Raw genomic sequence first — 17,592 nt, 5'->3', positions numbered from 1 at the left:
TTATTCACTGATATCAGCCTCAGGTACAGGTGGAGGAGTGGGTTGAGCTGTGGTCGTATTATGACCTTGAGCTGGTATACGGTTTTGGCTAGCCGTATTGGACTGTGTATTTGGCTTCGGTTTAGGCAAGGCATTTGGATCTGCTGCAAGTGAAACATCACCACTTGGCAGTTCACCCGGTTTGATGCCTGCTGTCATTAAGCCACCACTGACTTGATGGTTAAGCGGTACAATTGGATTTTTTTTGCGAGTCAGCAACCAGTAATCAAACACAGGACGAGCAATCTTAGCGGCAGAACCACCATGCTTACCATTTTCCCAAATCACGGCAATGGCAATTTCAGGGTTTTCAGCAGGTGCAAAGCCAACAAATAAACCGTGGTCTAACTGGCGTGCTGAAAGTGCAGCTTCATTATAGCGTTTGCCTTGGGCAATACTCTTGACCTGTGCTGTACCGGTTTTACCTGCGATTTGGTACATTGGTGTACGGATACCACGACCTGTACCTGTTTGAATAACATCAACCATTGCATCACGCATTTTAATCCAGTCTTCATCTGTACCACTGAAGTTGATTTTTCCTGTCGGGGCATTGAGTACTTCATGCTTTTTTGCCCCTTTGGATTCACGTAATACATGCGGTGTGACATGTGCACCATGGTTGGCGGTAATTGCTGTTGCCATCGCCAGTTGTAATGGAGTCGCGGTAAACGCACCTTGACCGATACTGACAGAAATGGTTTCACCTTTAAGCCATTTACTTTTTCGGGTACGCATTTTCCATTCAGGACTTGGATATAGACCTGTACTTTCGCTTGGTAAATCTACTCCGGTTTTTTCACCGAAACCAAATTGGCGCATCCATTCATTCATGCGATCTATACCCATCTGGTAAGACAAGATATAGAAGTAAGTATCACAAGAAACCACAATGGATTTATGTAAGTTGACTGAGCCATGTCCAGTCTTTTTCCAGTCACGGAATTTATGTGAATCACCGGGTAAATGGAAATAGCCTGGATCGGAAATTGCAGTTCCCCAATCCACCGTTTTAAAGTGAATACCGCCTAAGCCTTCCATCGGCTTAATGGTAGAGCCGGGAGGGTAAGTTCCTTGGACCGCACGGTTATAGAGCGGTTGATCTAGGTTGTCACGCAAGGCTGTATAGTCTGCATGTCCAATACCTGTTACAAATAAGTTCGGGTTAAAACTTGGGCTTGAAACCAGTGCTAATATTTCACCAGTACGTGGGTCAATTGCCACGATTGCACCACGACGATCTTTAAGCTGTTCTGCTGCAATGGTTTGCAGACCATAATCGAGTGAAAGATATAAATCATTGCCTCGAGTCGACTCTTTACGGCCTAAATGACGTAAGACATTACCATGTGCATCGGCTTCAATCGATTCATAACCAGGAACACCATGTAGTAAATCTTCATAGGATTTTTCTACACCAATTTTCCCGATCAGGTTCGTTCCAGCATAACTATCTTTATCAATTGCTTTGAGTTCTTTATCGTTAATACGACCCACATAGCCAATAACATGGGCAAATAGCTCACCATGTGGATAATAGCGGGTCATTTGTGTTTCGATATCAACGCCCGGAAATTGAAACTTGACTTCACTAAAGCGCGCAATATCTTGTTCTGTTAGGTTTAGCTTTAAGGTGACTCGTTCTGTTTTTTTAGAGGCTTTAATTCGGCTATTAAAACGGTCAATATCTTCTTGATTGAGATTTAAAATTGGAATTAAACGCTTAACCGTATCATCTATATCTTCGACATCGGCCTTGCTGAGGGTTGCAGTAAAAACAGGGTAGTTATCTGCCAGTAAAATCCCATTACGATCATAAATATAGCCACGTGCTGGTGCGATAGGCTGGAGTCGAATACGGTTTTTATCTGATGCTTCACTAAATTCTTGGTGATGAAAAATTTGCAGATAAGCATAACGTGCAACCAGAAGGCACATAAAAAATGAAACTATACCAATCGCAAAAAAGACACGACTACGAAAGATGCGTTTTTCTTGTTGGACATTTTTTAGAGGAAACTGCTGCTTCATACGTCGTCGGCTTTAGTACTTAAAGATGGGTGAATTTAGGGGTCAAACATTTTACCCCAGATTGAGTCTTAAAAATTAAAAAACACAAATAACTCATCAAAATATATTTTAACTCAGTCTCTGCAACAAATTTGTTATGCCTTATACAGGTCCGTTGACATTTCACCTGAAAAATACGCATCGTTGTAAACATAGAGGAATTGTCAACAAAGCCTATATGGATTTGACCTTAGCGACATTAAATTTATAGCGTTTTGTATATGAGTGCCAAAATAATTCTGTTAAAGTCGAGCCTTAAGGATAAATAGATTCGACCTAAGTTAAGATTAGGGATAATGGAGAAAATAATGAAAAAAATCTTTCCCTTATTAATGTTAGTAGCTGTCGGAAATTTCGCGCATGCTGATGTTAAAGATTATTTGCCAGATATGAAGGGAATTTTACCAGAGGCAAAGTTTAAGCCTGAAGATGCTTCTAAATGGAATATCGGTGCGGGTGTAACGCAACAGATGGTCCATGCGAATGGCGAATGGGTAAATCCTTATGGAATTGCGTATACTAAATTAGGTGTTTTTTATAATGGCGACCATGAATTTGCTGGTCAAGTCGGCTATAGAATTCCTGTAGTATTAAATGGTAAAGATAAAAATGGATTCTATCTTGGGGTCTATGGCGGAACACTTAAAAGTAAAAAAGTGGACGGAAGTGATGAAGTCCAATATGGTGGTGGTGCCGATTTATCTTATGTTTTATTGAATAAAGAGCGTATAAGTACATTTAGTGTGGGGATGGGTGCAGGTAGTGAACTTCATAATAAAAATGGAGATATGGTCCTGGAAACTCGTCCACAAATACAATTTGCTTATACCTTAAGTGTCGGGTTCTAAAGTTTTTATGATTTTATCCATATCCTTCGACCGCAAATAGAAATAAATACGAGAGTCATGCATGTTGGAATACGTTAATGGTTTGTGGCACGCTTTTACAGCTCGACCTGATCATCTTGCCATTTTAAGTATCATCCCAGTGACAGCCTTTGTAACGTGGGCACACGTTTGGATGGCACTGAAAATGGTATTTTATCCAATCACGTTTTGGGGATTTCATATTGGTCCCTTACCCGTGGGTTGGCAAGGGATTGTGCCACGCAAAGCTGGGCGAATTTCAGGCATCATCACAGACAATACATTATCCAAACTGGGTTCTTTGCGTGAATTTTTAGATGCAATGGACCCTGAAGATATGGCTCGGATTATCGGTGAACAAGTTGGTTTTGAGCTTGAGCATTTGATTGATGAGGTGATGTTAGATCGTAATGCTGTTTTGTGGGAAAACTTACCTTATTCGATTAAACGACGAATTTATGGTCAAGCGCATAAACAATTGCCGGGTGTCTTAAGAGAACTCGTGACCGAACTGACCATGAACGTCGAGTCACTGGTCAATATGCGGGATATGGTCGTGACTCAAATGGAAGGCGATCGCCGTTTGATGGTCCGTATGTTTTTAAAAGTTGGGCAAAAAGAAATTAACTTTATTTGGCATATTAGTGCTGTAATCGGGAGTTTCTTTGGTATTTTCCAAATGTTTGTGTATGTCTTTGTACCACAACATTGGACTGTACCTTTCTTTGCAGCCGTTTGGGGCTTTTTAACCAACTGGATTGCAATCTGGATGGTTTTCAACCCAGTAGAGCCACATTACGTACGCTATCCCCAATTTTTTGAACGTACAAAAGATCGAAAATTTCCATGGATTAAACCTGTTATTCCAAGAATTGGCACTTATAATGTTCAGGGTGCGTTTATGAAACGCCAAGAAGAAGTGTCAGATGTTTTTGCAAGTGTCGTGACTGAAGATTTGATTACGTTAAAATCAATCATGACTGAAATGATGTATGGTCCTAAGAAAGAAAAAACCCGTCGTATTGTAAAGCGTCATATTAACGAAATTATGGAAACTCCATTGGTTCGGACCTCTTTACAATTGTCTTTAGGACTAAAAGAGTATGCAAAACTCAAGACAGACTTGATTGATCGGTCAATTGAAATTACGATGGTGCCTGTTTGCGACCCTGCGTTTAATGCGAGCCGTGCACAGAAAATTTTTCAGATGTTTAAAGAGCGGATTAGAGAGTTAACCCCAAAAGAGTTTCAAAACCTGTTACGTCCTGCATTTCAGGAAGACGAATGGATTTTGATTGTACTCGGTGGTGTGACTGGATTTTTTGCTGGTCTAATACATTTATTTGTGGCTTTCTTATAAATTTGATGCCATTACGATGATAAGTTTTAATTTGTCATGGCAAACGGTATCATACATATTGTTTTAAATGAGGATGTTTTTTTATGCGCATTATATTACTCGGACCACCTGGAGCAGGTAAAGGTACACAAGCTCAGTTGATCTGTAAGCGCTACAATGTCCCACAAATTTCAACCGGTGATATGCTCCGTGCTGCAATTCGTGAAGGTACTGAATTAGGTCTTAAAGCTAAAAGTGTAATGGAATCAGGTGGTTTAGTATCTGATGAGCTTATTATCGGTTTAGTGAAAGAACGTATTGCACAACCTGATTGTGTAAATGGTTGTATTTTCGATGGTTTCCCACGTACGATTCCTCAAGCTGAGGCTTTAGAGAACGAAGGGATTAGCATTGACCATGTAATCGAAATTGAAGTACCAGACGAAGAAATCGTAAAACGTCTTTCTGGTCGTCGTCAGCACCCAGCATCTGGTCGTGTTTATCACACGATTTATAACCCACCGAAAGTGGAAGGTAAAGATGATGAAACTGGTGAAGATCTTGTGCAACGTCCAGATGACGAAGAAGCAACGATTCGTAAGCGTTTAGGCTCTTATCATAATGAAACTGAACAGCTTGTTGGTTTCTATCAAGGACGTGCAGCTTCTGGGGAAAATGCACCGACTTATAATAAATTGAACGGTTTACGTCCAATAGAAGATGTCCAAAAAGATTTATTTGCGATTTTAGATAAATAAGACCGCATTCAAAGCATTTTTTTAAGCTTTGACAATAACAGAGACCTGATTCATATTAGGTCTCTTTTTTTTGCAAGAGTGGCGTAGAGAGTGAAGTTTGTATTAATTGCCTTGGTCATTTTGAGTATATTGCTTCTTTTGGGCTTATTGTATATGAGCTTTAAATTGTTACGCAAAGCACAAAAAGAAGAGCTTCAGCAACGCCGTGAAATGAGAAAATCAGGCAATTACCAAGTGCATCCACAGGTGGCTGAAGAGTGGAAACGGCTTGAAAAGTTAAAGAAAGATTTGGAAAATAAAAAGTAAAATAATCAGGGAGATTCATGCTGAGGATAAATTAATCCTTATCTATTATCGAGCTTCATTCTTCCAAATTGATGAATTTAATTGATGAATTTGTATGATTGAGATGTGTAAGCAATTAATTCTAAGTGTTTTGTTTATCCATCTACATGCTAAATTCACAGCATTCATATTATAAGAAGACTGTCCAAATGAAATTGATTGCCATAGCAGCACATCGTAGCGAATATTTAGAGCCTATTCATTTTTCAAAGGGGACTTTGCTGAACATAGGCGAAAAGTATCAAGGCTCGGAGAATTGGGACAATTGGTATTTCTGCACAGTCGACAATGGATTAGAGGGGTGGGTTCCTACTCAAATCATTGAATGGATCAATAAGCATCAAGGCTATGCAATCGCAGATTATACAGCGAAAGAACTTAATGTAGATCATGGCGAACTATTGCTTGGAGAAGAACAACTAAATGGCTGGATTTGGTGTAGCAGATTATCTGATGATCAGTCTGGTTGGGTGCCCTTAGAGGTGTTAAGTCAGATTTGATTGAGAACTATTTTAAGATGCTAGCTGTTTCTTCAGAAAATAACTTCCTTAGAAAAATGACAAAGCATGATCTTAATTAAACGATGATTATGCTTTGCTAAAATCTCTTGTTTATTCGCTACTTTGTTTTGACTTCGCGTGCAGCGCCAAACTCATATTTATCAGGCCAATTACAAACATCTGACACAATACATTCATTGCATTTGGGTTTACGTGCAATACAGCAGTAGCGGCCATGTAAAATTAACCAATGATGCGAGTCTATAATAAATTCTTTTGGAATCACTTTAATTAAACGATGTTCGACCTCAAGCACGTTTTTACCTACTGCCAGTCCAGTGCGATTGCCAAGACGGAAGATATGCGTATCTACAGCCATTGTAGGCTGACCAAAGGCGGTATTCAGTACAACATTGGCAGTTTTACGACCTACGCCAGGTAAAGCTTCTAAATCAGCACGATTGTCTGGAACTTGGCTATTGTGCTTCTCAATTAAAATCTTACAAGCTTTAATCACATTTTCAGCTTTGGCATTATATAAACCGATGGTTTTAATATATTGCTTTAAACCGTCTACACCCAATGCATAAATCTGTTCAGGAGTATTGGCGATAGGGAATAACTTATCAGTGGCTTTATTGACACTTACATCTGTGGCTTGAGCCGATAAGGTAACGGCAACAAGTAACTCAAACGGGTTTGAATAATTGAGTTCTGTTTTAGGATTTGGGCGTTGCTCACGTAATCGTTCAAAGAAAATCTGAATCTGCTTTTTGGTCATATTCTTTACAGTCATGATGCATCCTCTTGCAAAACAGATAACTGTTGAATCAATTCATTTAATTGATGTTGCTTATTTTCATCTGCTCGAACACTCAATTGTTTTTCTAGTTTTTTAATTTGAGTCCGCAGCTTAGCCAATTCAATGGTGGTTTTCGCATCTGTAACAATTGGATTTTTTATTGTGGGTTGGTTGATTTCAATGGTAGGTAAAGCCTGACTTTGCTGTGTTATTTGTGCAAAGAGTTCAGTGTCAATTTCTGCACGAACCACAGGACCTTTACGATGGATGCGTTGCTTTTCTTCACGTTGAATATGTGCATAGTAACGACCACGTAAGTCATTTTGTTCTAAGAGACGTTGTTCGTCATTTGGAATAGGCTGAATGTCTTCAACTAAATCAATGCAATCTACTGGACAGGGAGCAATGCATAGTTCACAGCCAGTGCATAGATCTGTAAGTACAGTATGCATCAGTTTTCCAGAACCAATAATGGCATCTACAGGGCAAGCACTGATGCATTTGGTACAACCAATACATTCATCTTCACGAATAATGGCTTTCATGCGTTGTGGACGGCCATCGCTTTGAATTGGCCAGACACTTGGTTCAGCAATGAGTTTATTACGATTGAGTATATCCGCAAGCGCATCTGCAACAGGTTGCCCACCTGGCACACATTTATTGGCTTCTTCGCCTTTTTCTACAATAGATTTTGCATAAGGTAGACACCCATCACGGTGACCACAGAGTCCACATTGTGTTTGTGGCAAAATGGCATCTATTTGCTGAATGAAGGAAAGCGATGAATTCATGTGAATAAAACTTTAAAGAAAAATGAACAAATGCTTGGTAAAAGCGAAGAATATTTTGCAATTTTAGCATGTTTTGTAGTGAAAATCTTTGCTCTAATTTGGCGCTAAAAATGCGCTAATTTAGATCAAAATATCGAATATTTTTTGGTTAAAAACGCCAACAAATTGACATTTTATTTGAGGGTGATTAGAAATTATCATATTGAATTTAAATATTATTTGAAAAAACATTTGAAAAAAGGTTGTGGATTATATACAAAAGGGATTAAATACTTTGCGCCAAAATTTATCATTTTATTAAAAGGGTTGACCTTTTTTGTATCATTTTCTGCTGAGGAATGAGCGTTGAAATATAATAGCCTGAATGACTTTTTAAATTACGTTAAAGCACGTGATCCAAATCAACCAGAGTTTTTACAAGCTGTGGAAGAAGTTATGACCAGTTTGTGGCCATTTATTGAGAAAAACCCAGAGTATGCTGAGCACGGTTTGCTTGAACGTCTTGTTGAGCCAGAACGAGCGATTCAATTCCGTGTTTCATGGGTAGATGACAAGGGTCAAACTCAAGTTAACCGTGCTTTTCGTGTTCAATATAATTCTGCTATTGGTCCATTTAAAGGCGGCATGCGGTTTCACCCATCTGTAAATCTCTCTATTTTAAAATTTTTAGGTTTTGAGCAGACGTTTAAAAATGCCTTGACCACACTGCCTATGGGCGGTGGTAAAGGTGGTTCTGATTTCGATCCGAAAGGCAAGTCAGACGGCGAGATCATGCGTTTTTGCCAAGCATTAATCATCGAACTTTACCGTCACCTTGGTTCTAATACTGATATTCCAGCAGGGGATATTGGTGTGGGTGGTCGTGAAGTAGGTTACATGGCGGGTATGATGAAAAAGCTCAGTAATGACACTTCATGTGTATTTACGGGTAAAGGTTCATCATTCGGTGGTTCTTTGGCTCGCCCAGAAGCAACAGGTTTTGGTACAGTTTATTTTGCTGAAGAAATGCTAAAAACTCGTGGTGAAAGCTTCAAAGATAAAATTGTGGTGATTTCAGGTTCGGGCAATGTGGCGCAGTTTGCTGCAGAAAAAGCCATGTACTTAGGTGCGAAAGTGGTTTCATTGTCTGACTCAAACGGTACAGTACATGTAAAAAATGGCTTTACCAATGAGCTTCTTGCTGAAGTGATGGAACTTAAAAACGTAAAACGTGGACGTATTTCTGAGTTTGCTTCAAAACACGGGTTTGAATATTTAGAAGGTCAACGCCCTTGGTCAATTCAGTGTGATATTGCATTGCCATGCGCAACGCAAAATGAATTAAATGAAGAAGATGCAGATGTACTGCTTGCCAATGGTGTAATCTGTGTTGCTGAAGGTGCCAATATGCCTTCAACACTAGAAGCTGTAGAAAAATTTGTAGAAGCAAAAATTCTTTATGCACCTGGTAAAGCATCTAATGCAGGTGGTGTTGCCACTTCTGGTCTTGAAATGTCACAAAATTCGATTCGTTTGGGGTGGACATTTGAAGAAGTGGATGAGCGCCTACATGCAATTATGAAAGAAATTCATCGTAACTGTGTGAAATACGGTACTCAAGCTGATGGCACAGTGAACTATGTAAATGGTGCAAATATTGCTGGTTTTGTTAAAGTTGCCGATGCAATGTTAGCGCAAGGCGTGTTCTAATCTCAGTTTGATTTTGAACTTAAAACCGATGCTTTTGCATCGGTTTTTTATTTGAGCGATTTAAAAAACAGCGACAAGCTTATTTGCTCGGAATGGTTTCAACAATTGAGTCGAGTTCATATTGGTATTGAGACTGATCAGCTGCAGGATTGGCAATTTCTGTGCGTTTGACCTTAATAATTTGAGTAGACTTTGAATTATGGGTAAAGCCGTCAATAGAGTCATAAAAATAACTCGCTTCTTTCTCAGTATAATTCTTTTGACCAGTTTCGCTCAATGTTAATTCACGGACTAAAAGACAGGTTTGTGGTGCAACACCAGTACAAGGTCGAGTTTCAGGACTGACCTCTAAAAAAATAATTTGTGGTTGAGTTGCTGTATTTGAAACTTGGGTCTCTATAGATGCAGGCGTTGGAACTTTTTGAGTTGTGGATTCTTGGCTACATGCCATGACGAGCAACGGTAAGAGTAGTGCAATGCTTAATTTGTGATTCATGATTTTACCTTTATCGATCTTGCTGTATTAAAAAATGAGCTTTGCTGCAATCACTATGGATTGTTAAGTTTCTATTATTGAGTGTATATATTCACTGCTTTTTTTAATTATTGTTGAATATTAGATGTTCTGCATCGATTAAAATAAAGATGCAAAGTTTAAGATAGAAATGTTTTGATAGTCTGATTGAAAAAGCATAAAACTGATTTAAATCTAGGTGTTTATAAATAGTTAAACAAAGAAAAGCTGAAGTTAAACTTCAGCTTTTCTATACAATTATTTTACAGTTTCACGTTCGATAATCATGTCTTGTACATAAGCGTATTTAGACTGATCAGCAGCAGGGTTTTTAATCTCATAACGTTTTACACGAACCACTTGGCGCTCAGCAGGGCTATGAGTAAAGCCTTCGATTTGGTCATAGAAATATGTCCAATCTTTATCTACTTGGGTTTTTACACCATTGTCAGCATATTTGATTTCGCGTACTTGTAAACACTGCATTTTTCTTACACCAGCAGAACATTCTTTAGTTTCTGGGCTGATTTCTAAGAAAATTGTTTCACCTTGGCTTTGGTATTTAGTTTCAGGTGTCATTTTACCTGTAAATACAACTTTACCACCTGTCGCGTTTACCAAAGTAAGCGTTGGGCTTTCAGTGTTTGCTGTATCGAGTACAAATGCTGTTTTATTTGATTGGAACAATGCCGCAGCAAAACTTTCTTGTTTCATTAATTCAGGAGAACACATCATATTGGTTGATGCGATATTGCCAGTAACCAATAAACCGTTTTCAACTTTTGCACTGGTCATTAGTCGGTTACAGCCAGTCGCAACACTTAGACGTTGGTCTGCAAAATTAAGTACGATAGGTTGTTTGGTATCTGCTGGTTGATAAGACCATTGATAAGCATTTAATGTTTGCTCTGCATTACCTTGTTGTTGTAATACTTTCACAGCGGTATCACCCAATTTTTGAATATCGCCAGATTGGCAAGCCGCTAGGGCTAAAGGAAGTACAGCTAATGCTAAATATTTGAATTTCATATTCTATTCACGTTTTAAAAAACTATGCATAGGATAAACCATGAAACACTAAAAGATATGGATACAATTTATTAATTCGGTTTCAATATGTATCCATATAACTAAAAGTTAAACAATAATTAACAAATTGTTATCATTTCTGCTGAATTTTGATCAATCAGGTTCTTTAGTCAAAACGATAAATATCCATACCTAGCGCACCCATTGAAAAACTACTGTGCACAATACTAAAGCGATGACCCGTACCCATTGCAAAGAAAAGAGGCGCAAAGTGCTCAAGTGTTGGGTGATTTTTCTGTAGATAAGGAATGCTATCCCATTCCAATACTGCATCATAATTACTATGGTTGAGTTTGCTCACCACATAATTTCTAAATGTAGATGCCCATTCAGGCACATTCTCATCTTTGCCGTTCCATGACAATTCTCTTAAATTGTGAGTGATGCTGCCTGAACCAATCAATAAAATTTGTTTTTCACGGAGTGGGGCAAGTGCTTGACCAATTTGGTAGATTTGATCAGCATGCATATTCATCGGTAAAGAAATTTCAATGACTGGAATATCTGCCTCAGGATACATATGTAATAAAGGCATCCATACACCATGATCACGAGGTCGAGTACTATTTGCATGTGCAGGGAGGTGAGCTTCAGCCAAGAGATGTAGAATTTCTTCCGCCAATTCAGGATTTCCTGGTGCGGGATAGCGAATCTCATACAACGCTTGAGGAAAACCACGAAAGTCATGCCATGTTTCAGGGCGTACACCTGTATTGACTTCTAAAGCCTCACTTTCCCAGTGGGCAGACATCACCACGATGGCTTGTGGTTTTGGCAAATTTAGACCAAGACGATGTAGTGCAGGACCGACTTGTTCAGGATCTAGCGCAAGCATGGGAGAGCCATGTGAAATGAATAAACCTGGGAGTGTTTGTAAGTTCATATCTTTGTGCCTAAATGATCATTAAATACAGCGTGAATTGCCCATTCTAGCTAAAATGCATGCTCTCAATAAGCCTTTTATTTCAACAGACTGTTTCAACAATGCAACTTTTGCCCAATTATATGACTAGCCAGCACGATGATACGGATGATTATGGTTAATACTCATCGCACGATAAAGTTGTTCAATCAGCATAACCCGAACCAATGGATGGGGCAGAGTCAGTTTTGACAGTGACCAGTGCCAAGCAGCAGCTTTTCGCACAGCTTCAGAATGCCCATCTGGTCCGCCAATGGCCAGTGCAACATCATAACCTTCAAGCATCCAACCTTTCATGGTTTCAGCCAGCTTTTCAGTACTAAATTCACGTCCGCCTACTTCAAGTGCAATCAATACTTCATTGTGTTTCAGTTGGCTGAGAATACTATCGCCCTCAATTTGGCGATATTTTAAAATATCTGCTTCGGAATCATTTTTGCCACGCTTTGCCATCGGGAGTTCAATAATTTGCGTCTGTACAAAAGGTTGGATTCTTTTGAAGTAATCCTCAAAACCAGTTAATACCCAAGCAGGCATTTTTTGACCAATGGTCAGAATACGGATTTTCATATTAACAATTTCTAACGTGGTAATTGCATCATTATAGCGTGATATTGGTTATTCTCAGGCGTACAACAAGAACTGAATGTCTAATTGCTGTTTTTTTAAATTATAGCTATACCAACACGCTTTTAAATTGGATTTATACATGCAAATAGCTTATCCAAATTTTTTAAATTTAAACTATCTTTTCATTATATTGCTCAGCTGTGGGCTTTCAACATGGAGTGTCGCTGCAGAACAATATGATCAGCAAGCTGAACCTGATCGTTTAAACAGTTATTTACAACAAGTGATTCACCCACAAGCGTTTCGAAATTATCAAAATATTCAAGAGCTCGATCGAGTTGCGGCATTCATTAAACAACAACTTGAACAGTTTGCGATTCCTTGTGAATACCAGCCTTATCAAGTCAAAGGCAAAACCTATCGAAATGTAATCTGTCACTTACAAATGGGTCATGCCAAAAAAGTGATTGTTGGTGCTCATTATGATGTTTATGGAAATTTCAAAGGTGCTGATGATAATGCTTCTGGTGTGGTAGGGTTAATAGAGATCGCACGAATTTTAGCAGCCAATAAAGCCAGTCTTAAACAGAATGTTGATTTTGTCTTTTATACTTTGGAAGAACCTCCGTATTTCCGTACTGAACATATGGGGAGTTATATTCATGCACAATCCATTTTAAAACAAAAAGATCAAATTCAAGCGGTGTATATTTTGGAAATGATTGGATATTTTGACCATAAAAATGTTCAGGATTATCCATCGGGATTAGCTTTGTTTTATCCCAAACATGGAAATTTTATTGGCGCAGTGAGTAATTTCACTTCACGTGGTTTGGGCGAAAAATATTGTGATGCCATGAAAGCGTTAAAGCGCCTTGATTGTCAAAGATTGATAGCGCCATCATTTGTACAAGGCGTGGATTTCTCAGATCATTTGAATTATTGGCGCTTCGATATCCCTGCTATTATGATCACAGATACGGCTTTTTTTAGAAATAAGCATTATCATACCCAAGAGGATACTGTTGAAAAACTCAATTTAAATAAGATGGCGGAAGTCATCAATGGTGTGGTGTATACAGTTTTACAAGACTGATATTTTTCAATCTGGTTATATCATTTGCTATTTTGATCAAAGGAGAGCTTATGCAATACGGTGCAATGCAATTGCTCTCGATGTGGATTAAGGATCGGAAAATACAGAATCAATCGGTACATACCTTAGATGCTTATTTTCGAGATGTATCCAACTTTATTGATTTTTGTTATGACAAGCAGATTGAGTTAAAACAAGTCGAAGCTGCTGATTTAAGAGAGTATGTAGCTTATCGTGTCGAAAAAGATCAGCTTTCGACCAGTAGTTTACAACGACATTTAACTTCAATTCGTCAGTTTATGAAGTGGGCCAAACAAGGTGGTTATTTAGAAATCAATGCCGCGGATGATTTTCAGATAAAGCGGCAAACTCGACCATTACCAGGGATGATCGATATTGAAACGGTTAATCAAATCATGGATCAGCCTGAACCTGAAAAGCCAATCGAGAAGCAATTGTGGTTACGAGATAAGGCTATTCTCGAGTTGCTCTATTCCAGTGGTCTACGCTTGGCGGAAGTGCAAAGTTTAACTATACGAGATATTGATTTTACCCGTCATTTATTGCGTATCACGGGTAAAGGGAATAAGACTCGAATCGTACCTTTCGGCTCTAAAGCGAGAGAGAGTCTGATTGAATGGTTAAAAATCTATCGAATCTGGCAGGGGGAGTTTAGCCCTGAATCTTTGGTATTTATTACTCAACGCGGCACAAGTATTAGCCCACGTCAGATTGAAAATCGAGTCAAATACCAAGCACTACGTGCAGGGGTAAATGTTGATTTACACCCACATTTATTACGTCACTGCTTTGCCAGTCATATGTTATCCAATAGTGGCGATCTGCGTGCAGTGCAAGAAATGCTAGGACATAGCAATTTAACCACAACACAGATTTATACCCATGTCGATTTTGATCATCTGGCACAAGTCTATGATCAAGCGCATCCAAGAGCTGCTGCATCGAAAATAAAAAATTGACCTTAAATATAAGGCTTTATTAAGCGTTGATTTTTGTATTTTGTAGCGAATAGACCTGTTGAGAAGCACTGTTGGTTTTTTAATAAAATGCACAGTGCTTAAACACATTTAGCACAGAAAAAAGTCGAATAGATAATTGTTTTTAAAAATGCTCTCATGTATATCTAGGTTTGGTATTTATTCAATACATTTCTATTGATTCAATTTTGCAAAAAAATTAGGTCTTTCAATGATCCCTGAACTTGAACAAAAATATAAGCAACTGACTGACGCTCAAAAAGAAATTTTTAAGGGCTATGGCTTACGTCAAATTAAACATTTTGTAGAATTCAGCCTCCCCAAAATTGAGGCAACCTTACCGCAAGAAGGAAAAGTATTGGGTATCAATGCTGAAGGTAAAGTTCAAGCTGTAAATACCGCAACCAATCAGACCTATTTATGGATATCAGACCAACAATGGCAAGCGGCTCAAACAGTGTCTAATCATATTGACTTAAAAGAAGACTTTATTGAGATTTGGCAAGTGCTGGAGCTCAAAAATCAAGATTTGATTGATTTAAGCCATATTCATCGCGATTTTTTAGCAAGCATGGCGAAATAGTTCAATACTCAAATTGAAAATCTTGTTTTTGAATTCGATAGAGCTTCTCTTCATGTAGTGGATGGTGCTCATCAAAATCAGGATGTAGAAAGTCATGAGAAAAGCTCATTCCAATTTTTTTCATGACATTTTGCGAAGCAAGATTATGTTTAGCTGTAAATGCAACAATCTCTTGAAAATTCAGTTCTTCAAATGCAAATCTTAGACATGCTTGAGCTGCCTCAGTTGCATAGCCTTTATTCCAAAATTTTGGATCAAGCCGCCAGCCAATTTCTATACATGGTGAAAATTCAAATTTTGAGGGTTGTTGATGTAGTCCCACACACCCAATAAACTCTTGGGTTTCAATCAACTCAACGGCCCAAAGTCCCCAGCCTTTGATTTCGATTAAATATTTAATCTGATTTACCAGTTCGTCACTTTGCTCACGATTTAAAATTTTGGGGAAAAATTGCATCACTTCAGGGTTTGCTGTGATTTTTGCAAATGCATCGTAATCAGAAGCTTGCCATTGTCGAAGTAAAAGACGATCTGTACATAATTCATAAATCATTTTTATTAAACATCCTGATCAAAGCACTGCTTAGATAGAAAAGGGCGATAATTGTTAACGCATTGCCTCAGTCATATTTGGTTCGATATGCAGATCTTTGTTTTACGATATAAAATTTTGCATCGCCTAAGATAACCCGCATATTGACCAGCGTTACAGCTTTGGATTTTGTATACGATAAAGTACATGTTCAGCCAAAGCATGGTTTTTGTCTAAAGCGGGATGCATAAAGTTTTCAACATAATCCATACCAAGTCGTTGCATCACTTTTTCCGAAGCTTGATTCAGTACTGATGTGAAAGAAACAACCTGTTCTAAAGCTAATTTTTCAAATGCAAATGCCAAACATTGCTGAGCGGCTTCCGTTGCATAGCCCTGATGCCAATATTGTTGTGCAAATCGCCAACCAATTTCAACACAAGGAGAGAAAGCATATCTTTCCGCTTGATTGGCTAGACCCACAATACCGATAAATTGCTGATTTTCTTTTAACTCAACCGCCCAAAATCCCCAACCATATTTGGTAATTGAGTCTTGAAATCGATGTGCCAAAAGGTCACTTTCGTTTTTTGACAAGGTCGTTGGAAAATACCGCATAATGTCTGGATCAGCATTTAAATCTGCAAAAGCTTCAAAATCAGGAGCTTGCCATTGTCTAAGCATAAGTCTAGGCGTTTCTAATTGAACGGGGGGATTAAATGTTTTCATATTCACCAAATACGTATTTTTGAATTACAGATCTTCAAGAGGTAGCTGAAAGCTTTGTTTAATAATTTGACTTGGGACATCCGTTTTTACACTGGTAATACCATTTTTTTTGGTCAAATGTGTCGACTGAAATTTACGATAGCTTTCTAAATCAGGTACCACCACTTTTAACATCGCATCACATTCACCCAGAATAATATAACACTCCATGACCTGAGGCAGTTCTTTCATTGCTTCAATAAAGGTATCAATGGTTTCAGCATCTTGCCCTAACAACCAGATTCTTGAGAATAGCATCAATTGAAAGCCAATTTTTTGTGGATCCACCACTGTTGTATAGTTTTGGATAACTTTGGCTTCTTCTAAGAGTCGAACTCGTCTTAGGCATGATGAAGGCGAGAGCCCAATCTCACGAGCCAGATCATTATTTTGGATTCGACCATTGGCTTGTAAAGCACGAATGATATTTTTATCAATACGGTCTAGCTTGATTAGAATAGTCTTAGATGAAATTTTCATAAATTAGAATTTAATTTGAAAAATAATCATCATTATAGAATATTTGAAATCCTATTTTAAGCATTTTAAAAGATACTGTTTTCTTCTCGTAGTCAAACTTCAGAAAGGGAAAAGAGATGTCTGTATTTGTACTTTTTGCCTTAACGGTACTTCCGTTAATTTTCACACCAGGACCAGATATGTTATTTATCCTGTCACAAGTGATAGGTAAAGATGCGAAAGCAGGCATGATGGCGACAATCGGTATTTGTTCTGGCTATCTGGTTCATTCGATTTTGGTTGCGCTTGGCATTGCCGCAATTATTGTTTCATTCCCAGTATTGTTTGAGACGATTCGATATTTGGGGATCGCCTATTTATTGTATTTAGCATTTCATTTGATTAAATCAGTATTTAGCCAAAAGACATTACGTATTGAGCAGAAAGCGGTTTCAAATCCTATTCGCAAAGGCTTTGTTACGGCATTGTTGAATCCAAAAGGCATGTTGATCTATTTTGCGATTTTGCCACAATTCATCGATAAATCAGGTAACACCGTGTTTCAAGGCTTAGCCTTGTCAGCAATTTTTATTGCTTTGATATTCTTGGTGTATTGTGGTTTGAGCCTTTTGATTGCTCAATTGACCAAAGAGCAGCACATCAATGAACGTAAGCAAAAATGGATTGATGGCGGTTCAGGAGCTTTGTTGACTATTGCAGCCGCATGGTTATTGGCAAATTAATCCAAGCAGAAACAAACGGGTGATTCTGAAAAGAAGCCCGTTTTTGCATATTTAGTATTTTGTTACAAGTTTAATGCCAAAAAGTTCACAAATTTAATCAATAAACATACTTAGAA

The 17,592-nt window shown here is 38.3% G+C and carries 20 protein-coding genes; 10 read left to right on the top strand and 10 right to left on the bottom strand.

What is annotated here, in order from left to right:
* Complete coding sequence (mrdA, locus tag MTO68_RS16820; protein ID WP_034612504.1) at positions 1-2,070, bottom strand: penicillin-binding protein 2; 2,070 nt, start codon at positions 2,068-2,070, stop codon at positions 1-3.
* Positions 2,071-2,417: 347 nt separating this feature from the next.
* On the opposite strand from mrdA, the gene MTO68_RS16815 reads away from it, so the two are divergent.
* The 5 genes from MTO68_RS16815 (at position 2,418) to MTO68_RS16795 (ending at position 5,917) form a co-directional block, all read left to right on the top strand.
* A complete protein-coding gene (locus MTO68_RS16815) occupies positions 2,418-2,957 on the top strand; it encodes a hypothetical protein (RefSeq protein ID WP_004823189.1) in 540 nt (179 codons plus the stop codon).
* Positions 2,958-3,018: 61 nt separating this feature from the next.
* Positions 3,019-4,335 carry a hypothetical protein gene (locus tag MTO68_RS16810; protein ID WP_004717262.1) on the top strand — a complete coding sequence of 439 codons (1,317 nt, stop codon included), beginning with the start codon at positions 3,019-3,021 and terminating at the stop codon, positions 4,333-4,335.
* A gap of 83 nt (positions 4,336-4,418) precedes the next feature.
* Positions 4,419-5,072, top strand: a complete 654-nt coding sequence (gene adk, locus MTO68_RS16805; protein WP_004717260.1) for an adenylate kinase — start codon at positions 4,419-4,421, stop codon at positions 5,070-5,072.
* A 90-nt stretch (positions 5,073-5,162) separates the two neighbouring features.
* On the top strand, positions 5,163-5,378 hold the full coding sequence (locus tag MTO68_RS16800) for a hypothetical protein (RefSeq protein ID WP_004823188.1): 216 nt from the start codon (positions 5,163-5,165) through the stop codon (positions 5,376-5,378).
* Positions 5,379-5,566: 188 nt separating this feature from the next.
* Positions 5,567-5,917 (top strand): SH3 domain-containing protein, encoded by a 351-nt coding sequence (locus MTO68_RS16795; protein ID WP_004823187.1) that lies wholly within the window; start codon positions 5,567-5,569, stop codon positions 5,915-5,917.
* Between the two features lie 118 nt (positions 5,918-6,035).
* On the opposite strand, the gene nth is transcribed toward MTO68_RS16795, so the two are convergent.
* Both nth and MTO68_RS16785 read right to left on the bottom strand, forming a co-directional pair.
* Entirely contained in the window at positions 6,036-6,713 is a 678-nt protein-coding gene (gene nth, locus MTO68_RS16790; protein ID WP_004823185.1) for an endonuclease III, read from the bottom strand.
* Positions 6,710-7,513, bottom strand: coding sequence for an RnfABCDGE type electron transport complex subunit B (locus MTO68_RS16785; protein ID WP_004823183.1), 804 nt, complete (start codon positions 7,511-7,513; stop codon positions 6,710-6,712). Before MTO68_RS16785 ends, nth begins: the two co-directional genes overlap by 4 nt.
* A gap of 345 nt (positions 7,514-7,858) precedes the next feature.
* Between MTO68_RS16785 and gdhA the strand changes: the two genes are divergently transcribed.
* Positions 7,859-9,202, top strand: coding sequence for an NADP-specific glutamate dehydrogenase (gdhA, locus tag MTO68_RS16780; RefSeq protein ID WP_004823182.1), 1,344 nt, complete (start codon positions 7,859-7,861; stop codon positions 9,200-9,202).
* Between the two features lie 79 nt (positions 9,203-9,281).
* Here gdhA and MTO68_RS16775 read toward each other — a convergent pair whose 3' ends face one another.
* From MTO68_RS16775 to rlmH, 4 genes are all read right to left on the bottom strand, one after another.
* Positions 9,282-9,698, bottom strand: coding sequence for a DUF4377 domain-containing protein (locus MTO68_RS16775; RefSeq protein WP_004823181.1), 417 nt, complete (start codon positions 9,696-9,698; stop codon positions 9,282-9,284).
* Between the two features lie 276 nt (positions 9,699-9,974).
* The gene (locus MTO68_RS16770) at positions 9,975-10,745 is read right to left on the bottom strand and encodes an META and DUF4377 domain-containing protein (RefSeq protein WP_004717248.1); all 771 of its coding nucleotides are present in this window, start codon (positions 10,743-10,745) and stop codon (positions 9,975-9,977) included.
* A gap of 166 nt (positions 10,746-10,911) precedes the next feature.
* Entirely contained in the window at positions 10,912-11,688 is a 777-nt protein-coding gene (locus MTO68_RS16765; protein ID WP_004717246.1) for a class III extradiol ring-cleavage dioxygenase, read from the bottom strand.
* Between the two features lie 126 nt (positions 11,689-11,814).
* The gene (rlmH, locus tag MTO68_RS16760) at positions 11,815-12,297 is read right to left on the bottom strand and encodes a 23S rRNA (pseudouridine(1915)-N(3))-methyltransferase RlmH (RefSeq protein ID WP_004717243.1); all 483 of its coding nucleotides are present in this window, start codon (positions 12,295-12,297) and stop codon (positions 11,815-11,817) included.
* 139 nt (positions 12,298-12,436) lie between these two features.
* Between rlmH and MTO68_RS16755 the strand changes: the two genes are divergently transcribed.
* The 3 genes from MTO68_RS16755 to MTO68_RS16745 all read left to right on the top strand — a co-directional run bounded on the left by MTO68_RS16755 (position 12,437) and on the right by MTO68_RS16745 (position 14,974).
* Positions 12,437-13,393 carry a M28 family peptidase gene (locus MTO68_RS16755; RefSeq protein WP_234623255.1) on the top strand — a complete coding sequence of 319 codons (957 nt, stop codon included), beginning with the start codon at positions 12,437-12,439 and terminating at the stop codon, positions 13,391-13,393.
* An 80-nt stretch (positions 13,394-13,473) separates the two neighbouring features.
* On the top strand, positions 13,474-14,373 hold the full coding sequence (locus MTO68_RS16750; protein WP_244015989.1) for a tyrosine recombinase XerC: 900 nt from the start codon (positions 13,474-13,476) through the stop codon (positions 14,371-14,373).
* A 229-nt stretch (positions 14,374-14,602) separates the two neighbouring features.
* Entirely contained in the window at positions 14,603-14,974 is a 372-nt protein-coding gene (locus tag MTO68_RS16745; protein WP_004717237.1) for a hypothetical protein, read from the top strand.
* A 1-nt stretch (position 14,975) separates the two neighbouring features.
* On the opposite strand, the gene MTO68_RS16740 is transcribed toward MTO68_RS16745, so the two are convergent.
* The 3 genes from MTO68_RS16740 to MTO68_RS16730 form a co-directional block, all read right to left on the bottom strand.
* The gene (locus MTO68_RS16740) at positions 14,976-15,527 is read right to left on the bottom strand and encodes a GNAT family N-acetyltransferase (protein ID WP_004823179.1); all 552 of its coding nucleotides are present in this window, start codon (positions 15,525-15,527) and stop codon (positions 14,976-14,978) included.
* A gap of 153 nt (positions 15,528-15,680) precedes the next feature.
* Positions 15,681-16,235 carry a GNAT family N-acetyltransferase gene (locus MTO68_RS16735; protein WP_244013551.1) on the bottom strand — a complete coding sequence of 185 codons (555 nt, stop codon included), beginning with the start codon at positions 16,233-16,235 and terminating at the stop codon, positions 15,681-15,683.
* Between the two features lie 24 nt (positions 16,236-16,259).
* A complete protein-coding gene (locus MTO68_RS16730; RefSeq protein ID WP_004717233.1) occupies positions 16,260-16,754 on the bottom strand; it encodes an Lrp/AsnC family transcriptional regulator in 495 nt (164 codons plus the stop codon).
* Positions 16,755-16,870: 116 nt separating this feature from the next.
* Between MTO68_RS16730 and MTO68_RS16725 the strand changes: the two genes are divergently transcribed.
* Positions 16,871-17,476 (top strand): LysE family translocator, encoded by a 606-nt coding sequence (locus tag MTO68_RS16725; RefSeq protein WP_034612532.1) that lies wholly within the window; start codon positions 16,871-16,873, stop codon positions 17,474-17,476.
* Positions 17,477-17,592: the final 116 nt, after the last annotated feature.

The organism is Acinetobacter sp. NyZ410 (assembly GCF_022828975.1).
Classification (GTDB): domain Bacteria; phylum Pseudomonadota; class Gammaproteobacteria; order Pseudomonadales; family Moraxellaceae; genus Acinetobacter; species Acinetobacter guillouiae.
Note: the sequence above shows the minus strand (reverse complement) of the source record. Positions and strands in the feature narration are given on the sequence as shown.

Excerpts from the sequence above, each read along its gene's own strand:
- mrdA (WP_034612504.1), bottom strand. The coding sequence starts at position 2,070 with ATGAAGCAGCAGTTTCCTCTAAAAAATGTCCAACAAGAAAAACGCATC.
- MTO68_RS16815 (WP_004823189.1), top strand. The coding sequence starts at position 2,418 with ATGAAAAAAATCTTTCCCTTATTAATGTTAGTAGCTGTCGGAAATTTC.
- MTO68_RS16810 (WP_004717262.1), top strand. The coding sequence starts at position 3,019 with ATGTTGGAATACGTTAATGGTTTGTGGCACGCTTTTACAGCTCGACCT.
- adk (WP_004717260.1), top strand. The coding sequence starts at position 4,419 with ATGCGCATTATATTACTCGGACCACCTGGAGCAGGTAAAGGTACACAA.
- MTO68_RS16795 (WP_004823187.1), top strand. The coding sequence starts at position 5,567 with ATGAAATTGATTGCCATAGCAGCACATCGTAGCGAATATTTAGAGCCT.
- nth (WP_004823185.1), bottom strand. The coding sequence starts at position 6,713 with ATGACTGTAAAGAATATGACCAAAAAGCAGATTCAGATTTTCTTTGAA.
- MTO68_RS16785 (WP_004823183.1), bottom strand. The coding sequence starts at position 7,513 with ATGAATTCATCGCTTTCCTTCATTCAGCAAATAGATGCCATTTTGCCA.
- MTO68_RS16775 (WP_004823181.1), bottom strand. The coding sequence starts at position 9,698 with ATGAATCACAAATTAAGCATTGCACTACTCTTACCGTTGCTCGTCATG.
- MTO68_RS16770 (WP_004717248.1), bottom strand. The coding sequence starts at position 10,745 with ATGAAATTCAAATATTTAGCATTAGCTGTACTTCCTTTAGCCCTAGCG.
- MTO68_RS16765 (WP_004717246.1), bottom strand. The coding sequence starts at position 11,688 with ATGAACTTACAAACACTCCCAGGTTTATTCATTTCACATGGCTCTCCC.
- rlmH (WP_004717243.1), bottom strand. The coding sequence starts at position 12,297 with ATGAAAATCCGTATTCTGACCATTGGTCAAAAAATGCCTGCTTGGGTA.
- MTO68_RS16755 (WP_234623255.1), top strand. The coding sequence starts at position 12,437 with ATGCAAATAGCTTATCCAAATTTTTTAAATTTAAACTATCTTTTCATT.
- MTO68_RS16750 (WP_244015989.1), top strand. The coding sequence starts at position 13,474 with ATGTGGATTAAGGATCGGAAAATACAGAATCAATCGGTACATACCTTA.
- MTO68_RS16745 (WP_004717237.1), top strand. The coding sequence starts at position 14,603 with ATGATCCCTGAACTTGAACAAAAATATAAGCAACTGACTGACGCTCAA.
- MTO68_RS16740 (WP_004823179.1), bottom strand. The coding sequence starts at position 15,527 with ATGATTTATGAATTATGTACAGATCGTCTTTTACTTCGACAATGGCAA.
- MTO68_RS16735 (WP_244013551.1), bottom strand. The coding sequence starts at position 16,235 with ATGAAAACATTTAATCCCCCCGTTCAATTAGAAACGCCTAGACTTATG.
- MTO68_RS16730 (WP_004717233.1), bottom strand. The coding sequence starts at position 16,754 with ATGAAAATTTCATCTAAGACTATTCTAATCAAGCTAGACCGTATTGAT.
- MTO68_RS16725 (WP_034612532.1), top strand. The coding sequence starts at position 16,871 with ATGTCTGTATTTGTACTTTTTGCCTTAACGGTACTTCCGTTAATTTTC.